Genomic DNA, 12,637 nt, shown 5'->3' with positions numbered 1-12,637 from the left:
TCCCATGCTGCTCACCATCGACGTCGGCAACAGCCACACCGTTCTCGGGCTCTTCGACGGCGAGGACATCGTCGAGCATTGGCGCGTCTCCACCGAACCGCGCCGCACCGCCGACGAGCTCGCGGTGCTCCTCAACGGGCTCATGGGCATGCACCCGCTGCTCGGCGAGGATCTGGGCGAGGGCATCGAGGGCATCGCGATCTGCGCCACCGTCCCGTCCGTCCTGCACGAGCTGCGCGAAGTGACCCGCCGCTACTACGGCGACGTCCCGGCCGTCCTGGTCGAGCCCGGCGTCAAGACGGGCGTGCCGATCCTGACGGACAACCCGAAGGAGGTCGGCGCGGACCGCATCATCAACGCGGTCGGCGCCGTCGAGCTCTACGGGGGCCCGGCGATCGTCGTCGACTTCGGGACGGCGACGACCTTCGACGCGGTCAGCGCGCGTGGCGAGTACGTGGGCGGCGTCATCGCCCCCGGCATCGAGATCTCGGTCGAGGCCCTCGGCGTCAAGGGTGCCCAGCTCCGCAAGATCGAGCTGGCCCGCCCGCGCAGCGTGATCGGCAAGAACACGGTCGAGGCGATGCAGTCGGGCATCGTGTACGGCTTCGCGGGCCAGGTCGACGGCGTCGTCCACCGTATGAAGCGCGAGCTCGCCGACAACCCCGACGACGTCACCGTGATCGCGACGGGCGGCCTGGCCCCGACGGTGCTCGGTGAGTCGTCGGCGATCGACGAGCACGAGCCGTGGCTGACCCTGATAGGGCTGCGTCTGGTGTACGAGCGGAACGTCTCCCGTATGTGAGTGCCGGCGTGTGACCGCGTGCGACCTCGTGTGACCGCAGGCGAGGCAGGTGGGGCAGGTGGCCGTACGAGGGTGACGTGCGGGTGAAGCCGGGACGGCCGCCGCGCCACGGGCGTACGTTAAGCGGATTTTGTCCGTTTTGAGCGTATGGTCGGCCCATGCCCACGCCATACGGATCCCGCGGCGGCATGGCGTTCAGCGCAGACGAGCTGCGTGTGCTCCGACGCGCCCTCGCTGTCGCCCTCAACCCCACCCAGCTCCGCGCCGACGACACGGTCCAGGAGTGTCTGCGGCTCGCCGAATCCGTGGACGAGGCCGTCCGCGAGGCCGGCCGGCTGCGCGCGTTCCTCCTGGCCGATCTCGTCCGCTACCGCAGTGCGCTCCCAGGCTCCGCGGGCGGCTATCTGGAGCTCCTCCAGGACGCCCTGGCCGCGGGCTACGACCCCCGTCCCGAGGATCTCGTGGCCCTGCGCGGCCTGCGCCACTGGCCGTCCGGCGCCGTCCTGCTGGAGCGCTGCCAGCGCCTCGCGGAGGAGTCGGTACGCGCCCGCCTCGCCGCCGCGACCCCCGGGGCGCCCGCCCCCGGTCGTCCCGCGCCCGGCCCGCGCGCCCGGCTGCTCGCCCTTCCGGGCGGCCGTGCGGCGGCGGACGAACGGGGGCCCCGCCCGGCCGCTCCCGCCCCGGGCCCGGCGCCCGCGCCCCCGCCGGGGGAACGTCCGGTGCCCAAGCCCTCCGAGGCCTTTCCGCCACGCCGCCGCCCCGTGCCCCCACCGGAGAAGCGGGCCGCCGGATAGCTACTCTGGAGGGCATGGACTACGTATCCGCGCTCCTTCCCCCCATCGTCATGGCCGCCTTCTTCATCGGTCTCGTCGTGACGATCGTCAAGAGCCAGGGCGGCCCCAACAAGGCCAAGGAGGATGCCGCGGTGGATGCGGCGATCGCCCGCGCGAAGGCAACCCGTCAGGCCGGCCCGGCCGACGGCGCTGCCTGATCCGGCTCCTCCGGCGGCTTTCCGCGGCAAATCCGAAGCAGGACGTACGGCTGTCCGCAGCCGTACGTCCTTTTTCATGCCCAAGTACGTCAATAGCCTGCCATTCCGGCATCTCCCACTATGGTGGTTATGTGCCCCGTCAATTGGGAGACCTCGAAGACGCCGTCATGACGCGCATCTGGCAATGGAACCGCCCGGTGACGGTCCGGGAAGTGCTGGAAGATCTGCAGCAGGAACGGTCCATCGCCTACACCACCGTCATGACCGTTATGGACAATCTCCATCAGAAGGGCTGGGTGCGCAGGGAAGTCGAAGGCCGCGCCTATCGATATACCGCCGTCTCCACCCGCGCCGCCTACTCGGCCGCACTGATGAACGAAGCCTGGTCGAAGAGCGACAACCCCGCGGCGGCCCTTGTCGCCTTCTTCGGCATGATGTCGCCGGAGCAGCGCGAGGCGCTCCAGGACGCCATCCGCATCGTTCAGCCCCATACGCCGGAAGCGCCGCATGGAACTGAAGCTCCGCAAGGAACTGAGGAACCACCTCCCGGCCCTCCCGAAGGGCCCCCGGAAGGCGCTCGCGAACGGTCTTCTGAACGGCCTTCCGAAGGGCCTCCCGAACAGTCTCCCGAACGGGATGGCGAGGCCGCCGACGACACGGGCGATGCGGGGCGATAGCGTCCGGTCATGTCCTCAGTGCATCCGCTTCCCAATGCAGCAGCAAATGCCGTCACGGTCCGGCGGGCCAGGACCACCGATGTCCCGGCCGTGCGCCGGCTCGTCGATCCGTACGTGACCGAAGGCATCCTGCTCGACAAAGCGACGGTGACGCTTTACGAGGACATCCAGGAGTTCTGGGTCGCGGAACGCGACGCGGACGCCCAGGTCGTCGGCTGCGGCGCTCTCCACGTCATGTGGGAGGACCTCGCCGAAGTGCGCACGCTGGCCGTGGATCCGCAGTTCACGGGCCACGGCATCGGCCATCAAGTGCTGGGTCAGCTGCTGCACACCGCACGCTGGCTGGGAGTGCGCCGGGTATTCTGCCTGACCTTCGAAGTGGACTTCTTCGCCCGGCACGGCTTCGTGGAGATCGGTGAGACTCCGGTCGGCGGAGATGTCTACAGCGAGCTGCTGCGTTCCTATGACGAGGGTGTTGCCGAGTTCCTCGGTCTCGAACGAGTGAAGCCCAACACCTTGGGCAACAGCCGGATGCTTCTGCACCTGTGATGGGCACACGCTGATCGGGATCCCTATGTCCGAATCGCGCATGTTTCCCGCGTTCTCAGGGTTCTGAACCTCTGCCAGGGGTTTGTGTTTTTCACGGAAAAGCGGTTTCCTTTCCGCGTACTGCATTTTCGATGAAAGGAAATCCGGTGGCACAGAAGGTTCAGGTCCTTCTTGTCGACGACCTCGACGGCGGCGAGGCGGACGAGACCGTGACGTTCGCTCTGGACGGCAAGACCTACGAGATCGACCTCACCACCGCCAACGCGGACAAGCTCCGCGGCCTGCTCGAGCCGTACACCAAGGGTGGCCGGCGTACCGGTGGGCGCGCCGCGACGGGCCGCGGCAAGGGCCGTACCGCCGTGGCGGGCAACAAGGACACCGCGGAGATCCGCAAGTGGGCCAAGGAGAACGGCTACAACGTGAACGACCGCGGCCGCGTTCCCGCCGAGATCCGCGAGGCCTACGAGAAGGCCAACGCCTGAGTATTCACCCGCGGTGTATTCGTACGCCGCAACCGGGCCCGGTGGCAGGCGTTCGCCGCCGCGTCCACCAGCCGTACGAGGTCGGGGGTGCCCCCACCGCCCCCGGGTCCGGCACTGTGCCCGACGGGGGCGAGCGCCGGCAGTGACGGCTCGACCTCGCGTCCCGGCTCCGGGGGCCGCAGCCAGCCGGCGGCCCCCCGCGGGGCGGGAAAGCCCGGGGGTACCGGGGCGGTCATGCTGCCGCCCTGGCCGAGGGCGGTCAGATCGAGAGCGATCCCGCCCCATTCCAGCCAGTCGAGCAGCCCCGGCAGTTCCTCGGCGCTGCCCGCGGCCACCAGCAGCCGCACGACCCCCCGGCCTTCCTTCGCGTGGGGGACCCCTCGCTGGAACGCGACCGGACCGGTCCGCTCGTAGCGCCTCAGCAGCTCCACCCCCGCGTCCGCGGGAAGCTCCAGCACATCGAAGCGGAGCCCGGTGAGCAGCCGCACCGGCGGCCCTTCGGAGGCCGCCCATCCGAGCTCCTGCTCGTACCAGCGCTCATCCCACCGCTCGTGCGCCGGGGCGGTGAAGGCAGTGATGGCCATATCCCGGGAACTCCCGCATCCCCCCAATAGTTACGCGGTGTGTGAAAGTGATTGCACAGCGTGGCTGAAAAGAGGTGGTGTGGAGCCGTGAGAGGGGCGCAAGAGTGTTCGCCCGTAGCGGAGGGAACCGGTGCGCGCCGCATGGAGTGTCAGTGCTTACGGGTAAGACATCCCTAGTGGGGCGGTACGACACGCAGGTTTTGAAGTCTCACGTTCGCCATCGGCGTACTGGTGGCACGGGTAACTGCCTGGCCTGCGGGAACATCGTCTCGCACCATCAAGTTAGGGCTGTTGTCGGCGTTCGGGGCAGGAGGGCAGCGACGGGTGTCGACAGTTGGAATGAGCGGTCCCCGCTTGCGGGACTAAGCTGCGGAAGGACAGGGAGGGGATCGACCCCTAACTGACTGACCGCTCTGAGGAGCGATTAACGATGTTCGAGAGGTTCACCGACCGTGCGCGGCGGGTTGTCGTCCTGGCTCAGGAAGAAGCCCGGATGCTCAACCACAACTACATCGGCACCGAGCACATCCTCCTGGGCCTTATCCACGAGGGTGAGGGTGTCGCCGCTAAGGCCCTGGAGAGCCTCGGGATTTCGCTCGAGGCGGTCCGCCAGCAGGTGGAGGAGATCATCGGCCAGGGCCAGCAGGCCCCGTCCGGGCACATTCCTTTCACTCCCCGTGCCAAGAAGGTGCTGGAGCTGTCGCTCCGAGAGGCTCTTCAGCTGGGCCACAACTACATCGGCACGGAGCACATCCTGCTCGGCCTGATCCGCGAGGGCGAGGGCGTCGCCGCCCAGGTCCTCGTGAAGCTGGGCGCCGATCTCAACCGGGTGCGGCAGCAGGTCATCCAGCTGCTCTCCGGTTACCAGGGCAAGGAAGCCGCCACGGCAGGCGGCCCGGCCGAGGGTACGCCCTCGACCTCCCTCGTCCTCGACCAGTTCGGCCGGAATCTCACCCAGGCCGCTCGTGAGTCCAAGCTCGACCCGGTCATCGGGCGCGAGAAGGAGATCGAGCGGGTCATGCAGGTGCTGTCCCGCCGTACGAAGAACAACCCGGTGCTCATCGGCGAGCCCGGCGTCGGCAAGACGGCGGTCGTCGAGGGCCTGGCGCAGGCCATCGTCAAGGGCGAGGTGCCCGAGACCCTCAAGGACAAGCACCTCTACACCCTGGACCTGGGCGCGCTGGTCGCCGGTTCCCGCTACCGCGGTGACTTCGAGGAGCGCCTGAAGAAGGTCCTCAAGGAGATCCGCACCCGCGGCGACATCATCCTGTTCATCGACGAGCTCCACACCCTGGTGGGTGCGGGCGCCGCCGAGGGCGCGATCGACGCCGCCTCGATCCTCAAGCCGATGCTGGCGCGAGGCGAGCTGCAGACCATCGGTGCGACGACGCTCGACGAGTACCGCAAGCACCTGGAGAAGGACGCGGCCCTCGAGCGCCGCTTCCAGCCCATCCAGGTCGCGGAGCCGTCGCTGCCGCACACCATCGAGATCCTCAAGGGCCTGCGCGACCGCTACGAGGCGCACCACCGCGTCTCCATCACGGACGAGGCGCTGGTCCAGGCCGCCACCCTGGCCGACCGGTACATCTCGGACCGCTTCCTGCCCGACAAGGCGATCGACCTGATCGACGAGGCCGGCTCCCGGATGCGCATCCGCCGGATGACCGCGCCGCCGGACCTCCGCGAGTTCGACGAGAAGATCGCCGGTGTCCGCCGGGACAAGGAGTCCGCGATCGACTCCCAGGACTTCGAGAAGGCGGCTTCTCTCCGCGACAAGGAGAAGCAGCTGCTGGCGGCGAAGGCCAAGCGGGAGAAGGAGTGGAAGGCCGGCGACATGGACGTCGTCGCCGAGGTCGACGGCGAGCTCATCGCCGAGGTCCTCGCCACGGCCACCGGCATCCCGGTCTTCAAGCTGACGGAGGAGGAGTCCTCCCGTCTGCTCCGCATGGAGGACGAGCTCCACAAGCGCGTCATCGGCCAGAAGGACGCCATCAAGGCGCTGTCCCAGGCGATCCGGCGTACGCGCGCCGGTCTGAAGGACCCGAAGCGTCCCGGTGGCTCGTTCATCTTCGCCGGCCCGTCCGGTGTCGGTAAGACCGAGCTCTCCAAGACGCTCGCCGAATTCCTCTTCGGCGACGAGGACGCGCTGATCTCCCTCGACATGTCGGAGTTCAGCGAGAAGCACACGGTTTCCCGTCTCTTCGGTTCCCCGCCCGGATACGTGGGTTACGAAGAGGGCGGTCAGCTCACCGAGAAGGTGCGCCGCAAGCCGTTCTCCGTCGTCCTCTTCGACGAGGTCGAGAAGGCCCACCCCGATATCTTCAATTCCCTTCTCCAGATCCTGGAGGACGGTCGTCTGACCGACTCCCAGGGCCGGGTCGTGGACTTCAAGAACACGGTCATCATCATGACGACCAACCTCGGGACCCGGGACATCTCCAAGGGCTTCAACCTGGGCTTCGCCGCCCAGGGCGACGTCAAGACCGGTTACGAGCGGATGAAGGCGAAGGTCAACGAAGAGCTGAAGCAGCACTTCCGGCCTGAGTTCCTCAACCGTGTGGACGACACGGTCGTCTTCCACCAGCTCTCGCAGGAAGACATCATCCAGATCGTCGACCTGATGATCGCCAAGGTGGACGAGCGGCTCAAGGACCGCGACATGGGTATCGAGCTCAGCCAGGAGGCCAAGAACCTGCTGGCGAAGAAGGGCTACGACCCCGTCCTGGGCGCCCGGCCGCTGCGCCGGACGATCCAGCGCGAGATCGAGGACCTGCTCTCCGAGAAGATCCTCTTCGGCGAGCTGCGGCCCGGTCACATCGTGGTCGTCGACACCGAGGGCGAGGGTGACGAGAAGAAGTTCACCTTCCGCGGCGAGGAGAAGTCGGCCCTGCCGGATGTCCCGCCGATCGAGTCGGCGGCGGGCGGCAGTGCCGGTCCGAACCTGTCGAAGGACGCGTAAGCGCTCCCGCTGAGCGCCTGAAGGGTGCTGCCCCGGCTCCGTACGGAAACGTACGGGCCGGGGCAGCACCCTTTCCCCCTGCTGTCAGAGCCGCGGCCGGCCGCGTACGACGACGCCTTCCGGGAGCTGCTTGATGCCGCGCACCGGTCCGTCGCCCCGGGGCAGGAACAGGACCTCCAGGGGGAGCCCGGCCAACGGGGAGAGGTCGAGCTCGCGTTGCAGCAGCTGGACCTGCGGTTCTTCGCCGATGTCGGGCGTGTTCATGTCCCGTTCCCGGTCGCGTCGGATCAGCAGCATGGAGAGCGCGGCGGCGTACAACTCCTTGCGGCCGCGCGGCAGGAAGCCGTGCCGGTCGCGGTGCAGCGCGCAGATGAGGCCGCACATCAGGGGGTTGGTGGCGAGGCGCGCGAGATCCCGCTTGGCCCCCAGGGCGTCGAGGAGCGGCTGCTCGTACGGCTCAGCCCGGGGCCCCGCGGCCCGGTGCCAGCGCCGTACGAAGGCGGTCACTTCGGTGCGGCTCATGGGGGAGAGGGTGAGCTCGGCGAAGCCGTCCGGGGTGAGCCAGTCGTCGCGTACGGCGGACGGGCGTGAGGTGACCAGCCAGCGGTTGCCGTCGCCGTACGTGGCGAGCAGATCGCGCAGCCAGCGGCGGGCTCGCTCCCGTTCGGGCTCGGGGACCTCGTCGATGCCGTCGACGAGGACGAGGCCGCGTCCGGCGGACAGCACCCGGTCGGCCCAGCCGTCGGGCGGGGTGAGCGGGCAGTCGGCCGCCGACAGGAAGTGGTCGGGGCTGGGCAGCCGCTCCCCGTGGCGGGTGAGGGTACGTAGTGGCAGAACGAACGGGATCCGGTCACGGAGGTACGCCATCCGGTCCTCGGGGTCTCGGTGGCTCGCCGCCGAGACAGCGAGCCACTGGACGAGGGTGGTCTTGCCGGAACCGGCGACGCCGCGGACCAAGGCGCGCTCGCGGTCGGCGAGGACGAGGTCGGCGGGCCGGGTCTCTCCCAGGGAGTCCATCATTTTGCGCAGGTCACCAACGGCGAACTCGACGCTCGCCGGTCCGCTCGGACCCGGGGGGGTACACGGTGAGCCACTCCGGCAGCGCGCCGCCCGCACTCGCGTAGGCGTACCGGAGGACGTCCTTCATCGTCCTGTCGTAGGGGACCCTCATGATCGCGGTGTCCGGCGCGTCGGTCAGCGCCGTCGGCAGGTCCAAGGCCGCGGCCCCGCTCGCCCGAAGGCTCAGATACGCCGTGTCGAGCGGCCAGGCGTCCGGCGAGTTGTGCAGGTCGATGCCGTAGATCGTCAGGGTGCCGTGCTTCTTGCCGACGTAGGAGAGGTAGCGGCGCTCGAAGGACACGTCGCGGGCGTCGGCGCGCGGCGTGCGCGTGATCAGCTCGTCGACCTTGGCGATCAGCTCGGTCTGGGCGCGGCTCTGCTCGATCAGGGTGCGGGCGACGAAGGACGAGCGCTGGGTGAAGAACTGGAGGATGTGGAGGCAGGCCCACTCGGTGAGCGAATCGAGGTAGAGGGAGGCGTCGGGGGACATCCCGTCGTGGACGCGGGCGGCCCCGCCCGCGGCGGTGTACAGCCGCCGGGCCATCTCACGGTGGCCCAGGCGCACCGCCTGGACGTCGTCCATGTCCAGGTCGCCGAGGGCGAGCAGGGTGCGGGCGAGGGCGGCGGTGACGGCCTCGGTCTCGTCCGGCGGGAACGGGGGCTCCCCGGGACGGTCCAGGGACTCGCGGACGAGGGTGGCGGCGAGTTTGCGTACGTCCTTGTCGGTCAGGGTCCGTTTCTCGCCGCGGAAGGAGACGAGTCCGGCGAGCCGTACGGGCTTGTCCGTGAGAGCGGCGCCGCTGCCTTCGCGGACGAGGAGCCGCTTCAGGAGCGGTGAGAGGGCCGCCGAGGCGAGCCGGGTGCCGATGAGCGCGGGTTCCATGCGCGATTCCCCCAGACCGGAGGCAGCCGGTACCCCCGAAAACACGTCCCAAAACCGACGTCGTGCCTCAGGCGTGTGCGGCGCGCGGATGACAGGACTTTGGTCCCGAATCGGAAGGGCCTTGGTCCCACCGGCCGTGACAAGCCGCACAGGCGTTTCTGAGCCTACTAGGGGAGTTAGTGGGTGAGGTGGTGCCGCTTCGGGACTTCTGGGAGGAATGGCGGGACTTTCGGCACCCGAAAGGAGGGGCGAAATCCGGAAACCGGGGGAGATGTCCGGCTCGAATGGCCGTTACGTGCGGCTAAACCACCCCTCTGGCGTAGATATCGGACAACTCGGGACGCCGGATCGGGCGTCGTCAAGAGGTCCAGCTCACAGTGCCTCATCTACGGCCTGATGTCGTAGATGGGGTGTTTGAGGTGGATTGGGGAGCCGGGTTACCAAGGTGAGGCACCCGGTGCTCCAGCGCCGGGTCGGTTCTTGCCCGAACAGCCCGGAGGTTCTCCCCGCATGTCGAAGCGCAACATCAACCGTTTCCGCCCGTCCGTGCTCCGTAACCGTGGCGCCGTCGTGGCCGCCGGACTCGGCGCCGCGATGGTCGTCGGATCCGGTGCCGGTGTCGCCGCCGCCGCGGGGCAGACCCATGCCGCCGCTCTCGCGGCCCCCGCGACCGCCGCCACGGCCGTGGCCGCCCAGGCCGACGCGCAGGCCAAGGTCGTCAAGACCGCCCCGGCGAAGAAGGCCGGGTCCTGGGTCAAGCCGGTCGCCGGTTACACCCTGACCGCCAGCTTCAACCAGGGCGGCAACATGTGGTCGCACAAGCACTCCGGCCAGGACTTCGCCGTGCCGGTCGGCACCCCGGTCAAGGCCGCGAACAGCGGCGTCGTCGTGAAGGCCGGCCCGAACGGCGGCGGCGACGGTCCCGCGTACGGCAACGCCATCGTGATCAAGCACGCCAACGGCACGTACTCGCAGTACGCCCACCTGTCGAAGATCAACGTCGGCGTCGGCCAGAGCGTCAACACCGGCCAGGGCATCGCGCTGTCGGGCAACACCGGCAACTCGTCCGGCCCGCACCTGCACTTCGAGATCCGTACGACCCCGAACTACGGCTCGGCGCTCAACCCCGCGAGCTTCCTGCGCACCCACGGCGTCTTCATCTGATCCAGTATCTGATTCGGATCATCTGACGCGCTTCATCCGATGCGCTGCATCTGATCCACCGACCCCGGCCGGGAACGGCCGGGGTCAGTGCCGCCCGTGATGGGCCTGGGTCACCAGATCGATGGCGACCTCGAGGACGGCTTCGTGCTTCTCCTCGGGGTCGCCTTCGACGTTGTTCATGAAGAACATCCCGGCGTGCAGGCTGAACAGTGCCGTGATGCAGCGGACCCGGTCGGTCATGGCCGAGTCCGGTTCCTGGACCAGGTCGACCATGCTGACCACGCGTTCCTTGAAGGTCTCGCCGACACTCAGCTCGCGCACGGTGGCCTGGTTCTCCTGCATGAAGCGGAAGAGCGGGGCCGCGCCGATCAGGGCCGCGTGATAGCGACGCAGGATCTCCTGCTTGGTCTCCAATGTGCGCGGCTGCCGGCCGCCCCACTCGATCAGCTCGTCCATGGGCCGGGTGAGGTCCTGGAAGAGGCTGACCAGGATGTCTTCCTTGGTCTTGAAGTGGTAGTACAGCGCGGCCTTGGTGACGTCCAGCCGCTCGGCGATCTCGCGGAGCGAGGTCTTCTCGTAACCCTGCTCGGCGAAGAGCTCCAGGGCGACGTCCTGAATCCGCTGACGAGTGTTGCCTCTGGCCATGGGGCTCTCCTGGTGGCGTCCGTACGTACTCAACTTACTTGACGCCCGGCTAGTTACGGGTCTACCGTCCCCGAGTGTAGTCAACTTGCCGGGCGGCAAGTAAGTGAGTCGAGGGGACCTCAAGGGGAGTGGGAGCGATGGCCGAGGAGAAACAGGCGGAGGGCGCGGGGGCGGCGCCCGAGGGGGAGTCTCCGCGGCCCCGAAGTGTCCGGGTCGTCCTGCTCGCGCTGATGATCGCGATGCTGCTGGCCATGCTCGACAACATGATCATCGGCACCGCGATGCCCACGATCGTCGGCGAACTGGGCGGACTGGCCCATCTGTCGTGGGTGGTCACCGCGTACACCCTGGCCACCGCGGCCTCCACGCCCCTCTGGGGCAAGCTCGGCGACATGTACGGCCGCAAGGGCGTCTTCCTCACCTCGATCGTGGTCTTCCTGATCGGGTCGGCGCTCAGCGGAATGGCCCAGGACATGGGTCAGCTCATCGGCTTCCGTGCCGTCCAGGGCCTTGGCGCGGGCGGGCTGATGGTCGGCGTGATGGCGATCATCGGCGATCTGATACCGCCCCGGGAGCGCGGCAGGTACCAGGGCATGATGGCCGGTGTGATGGCCCTCGCCATGATCGGCGGACCGCTGGTCGGCGGCACCATCACCGACCACTGGGGCTGGCGCTGGAGCTTCTACATCAACCTGCCGCTCGGCGCCGTCGCGCTCACCATGCTCACGGTCGTACTGAACCTGCCGAAGCGCGAGCGGGGCGCGGCCAAGGTCCGGATCGACTACCTGGGCGCCGCGCTGCTCACGGTCGGCATCACCTCGATCGTGCTCGTCACCACCTGGGGCGGTACGGAGTACGCCTGGGGCTCGGCGGTGATCTTGGAGCTCATCGCGCTCGGCGTCGCCGCGCTCGTCGGATTCCTCTTCGTCGAGACCAGGGCCGCCGAACCGATCATGCCGCTGCACATCTTCCGCAGCCGCAACTTCACCCTCATGTCGGTGATCGGCTTCCTGACCGGCTTCGTGATGTTCGGTGCGGTGCTCTTCCTGCCGCTCTTCCAGCAGGCCGTGCAGGGCGCCTCCGCCACCAACTCCGGACTGCTGCTCCTGCCCATGCTGCTGGCGATGATGGTCGTCTCGCTGATCGCGGGCAGGGTCACCACCAACAGCGGCAAGTACAAGATCTTCCCCATCGTCGGTGGCGGACTGATGGTGGTGGGCCTGTACCTGCTCGGGCAGATGGACACCGGCACCTCGCGGCTCACCTCCGGGATCTACATGGCGGTCCTCGGCGCCGGCATGGGCTTCCTGATGCAGATCACGATGCTCGTCGCGCAGAACAGCGTCGAGATGAAGGACATGGGCGTCGCGTCCTCCGCCACCACCCTCTTCCGTACGCTCGGTTCGTCCTTCGGCGTCGCGATCATGGGCGCGCTGTTCACCTCCCGGGTGCAGGACGAGATGACGGCGCGCGGCGCGTCCGACGCCACCGCGCAGTCCGCGCAACTGGACGCGGCGAGCCTGGCGAAACTGCCGGAAGACCTGCGCGAGGCGTACCAGTTCGCGGTGTCGTCCGGAACGCACGGCGCGTTCGTGCTCGGTGCGGCGGTCGCGGTGCTCGGTTTCGTGGCGGCCTTCTTCGTCAAGGAGGTGCCGCTCAAGGGGGCGGGCGCGCCCAAGCCGGAGCCCGAGGCCGGGGGCGGGGCCGGGCCTGGCGCCGGGCCTGGGGCAGGGTCGGCCGAGGCGAAGGTCGCGGAGACCGTCTGACCGGTGGGTCGGTGAGTGGGCGGCGGCCCTCGGTGCACAGGCACCGGGGGCCGTTGTCCGTGGTGGGCGACGTACC

11 protein-coding genes and 1 pseudogene are annotated in these 12,637 nt (G+C 68.6%); 9 read left to right on the top strand and 3 right to left on the bottom strand.

Annotation, left to right across the window (positions count from 1 at the left end; genetic code table 11):
* Positions 1 to 4 precede the first annotated feature (4 nt).
* The 6 genes from ABT342_RS12440 (at position 5) to ABT342_RS12415 (ending at position 3,501) form a co-directional block, all read left to right on the top strand.
* Positions 5 to 802, top strand: a complete 798-nt coding sequence (locus ABT342_RS12440) for a type III pantothenate kinase (protein ID WP_351571126.1) — start codon at positions 5 to 7, stop codon at positions 800 to 802.
* A 188-nt stretch (positions 803 to 990) separates the two neighbouring features.
* Positions 991 to 1,596, top strand: coding sequence for a hypothetical protein (locus ABT342_RS12435; protein ID WP_351571123.1), 606 nt, complete (start codon positions 991 to 993; stop codon positions 1,594 to 1,596).
* A 14-nt stretch (positions 1,597 to 1,610) separates the two neighbouring features.
* A complete protein-coding gene (locus ABT342_RS12430; protein ID WP_351571121.1) occupies positions 1,611 to 1,793 on the top strand; it encodes a hypothetical protein in 183 nt (60 codons plus the stop codon).
* Between the two features lie 131 nt (positions 1,794 to 1,924).
* On the top strand, positions 1,925 to 2,470 hold the full coding sequence (locus ABT342_RS12425) for a BlaI/MecI/CopY family transcriptional regulator (protein WP_351571119.1): 546 nt from the start codon (positions 1,925 to 1,927) through the stop codon (positions 2,468 to 2,470).
* A gap of 9 nt (positions 2,471 to 2,479) precedes the next feature.
* The gene (locus ABT342_RS12420; RefSeq protein ID WP_351571117.1) at positions 2,480 to 3,019 is read left to right on the top strand and encodes an amino-acid N-acetyltransferase; all 540 of its coding nucleotides are present in this window, start codon (positions 2,480 to 2,482) and stop codon (positions 3,017 to 3,019) included.
* A gap of 146 nt (positions 3,020 to 3,165) precedes the next feature.
* Positions 3,166 to 3,501 (top strand): histone-like nucleoid-structuring protein Lsr2, encoded by a 336-nt coding sequence (locus tag ABT342_RS12415; protein ID WP_351571115.1) that lies wholly within the window; start codon positions 3,166 to 3,168, stop codon positions 3,499 to 3,501.
* Here ABT342_RS12415 and ABT342_RS12410 read toward each other — a convergent pair.
* Complete coding sequence (locus ABT342_RS12410; RefSeq protein WP_351571112.1) at positions 3,480 to 4,085, bottom strand: SCO3374 family protein; 606 nt, start codon at positions 4,083 to 4,085, stop codon at positions 3,480 to 3,482. The genes ABT342_RS12415 and ABT342_RS12410 overlap by 22 nt on opposite strands.
* Before the next feature lie 430 nt (positions 4,086 to 4,515).
* On the opposite strand from ABT342_RS12410, the gene ABT342_RS12405 reads away from it, so the two are divergent.
* Positions 4,516 to 7,044 carry an ATP-dependent Clp protease ATP-binding subunit gene (locus ABT342_RS12405; protein WP_351571109.1) on the top strand — a complete coding sequence of 843 codons (2,529 nt, stop codon included), beginning with the start codon at positions 4,516 to 4,518 and terminating at the stop codon, positions 7,042 to 7,044.
* Between the two features lie 213 nt (positions 7,045 to 7,257).
* On the opposite strand, the pseudogene ABT342_RS12400 reads toward ABT342_RS12405, so the two are convergent.
* Positions 7,258 to 8,986: pseudogene (locus ABT342_RS12400) on the bottom strand (NACHT domain-containing protein); the annotation flags it as partial.
* A 510-nt stretch (positions 8,987 to 9,496) separates the two neighbouring features.
* On the opposite strand from ABT342_RS12400, the gene ABT342_RS12395 reads away from it, so the two are divergent.
* Positions 9,497 to 10,150 carry a M23 family metallopeptidase gene (locus ABT342_RS12395; RefSeq protein WP_351571106.1) on the top strand — a complete coding sequence of 218 codons (654 nt, stop codon included), beginning with the start codon at positions 9,497 to 9,499 and terminating at the stop codon, positions 10,148 to 10,150.
* An 84-nt stretch (positions 10,151 to 10,234) separates the two neighbouring features.
* Here the strand turns inward: ABT342_RS12395 and ABT342_RS12390 are convergent, their stop codons facing one another.
* Complete coding sequence (locus ABT342_RS12390; protein ID WP_351571103.1) at positions 10,235 to 10,795, bottom strand: TetR/AcrR family transcriptional regulator; 561 nt, start codon at positions 10,793 to 10,795, stop codon at positions 10,235 to 10,237.
* A gap of 137 nt (positions 10,796 to 10,932) precedes the next feature.
* On the opposite strand from ABT342_RS12390, the gene ABT342_RS12385 reads away from it, so the two are divergent.
* Positions 10,933 to 12,561, top strand: a complete 1,629-nt coding sequence (locus ABT342_RS12385) for an MDR family MFS transporter (RefSeq protein WP_351571100.1) — start codon at positions 10,933 to 10,935, stop codon at positions 12,559 to 12,561.
* Positions 12,562 to 12,637 lie beyond the last annotated feature (76 nt).

It is taken from the genome of Streptomyces sp. NPDC000410 (assembly GCF_040300305.1).
Lineage (GTDB): Bacteria > Actinomycetota > Actinomycetes > Streptomycetales > Streptomycetaceae > Streptomyces.
The sequence above is the reverse complement of the archived record's forward strand: the minus strand, read 5'-3'. Positions and strand labels throughout refer to the sequence as shown.